Annotated in this window: 1 pseudogene; it reads right to left on the minus strand. The window is 45.5% G+C overall.

The annotated features are described in order from the left end of the window. A pseudogene (locus tag KJS69_RS29440) lies at positions 1–242 on the minus strand (group II intron reverse transcriptase/maturase); the annotation flags it as partial. Positions 243–255: the final 13 nt, after the last annotated feature.

Here is a 255-nt window from a genome sequence, read left to right on the forward strand (position 1 = left end):
CGTGCTGGCAGGGGTCGATAGCTTCTCTTTTTCAGTCGCTCCACGAGATTCTTTACGTTCGCTTCGAGATCACTTTCGTACATCTCTTTTGTTACTCCATCTACTCCTATTGCCTTACCCGGTTTCATCTTCCTGTGACATGCAATGAGCGCCTCCTCATTAATGAGGTGTCCAATGGAAGTAAATCTTAGATTCGGGTCTGACTTCGCCATGTTTGCTATTCTTGCTAATTTGGTTTCCACTTTGGTTCTGCCT

This window comes from Paenibacillus sp. J2TS4 (genome assembly GCF_018403245.1).
In the GTDB taxonomy this organism is placed as follows: domain Bacteria; phylum Bacillota; class Bacilli; order Paenibacillales; family NBRC-103111; genus Paenibacillus_L.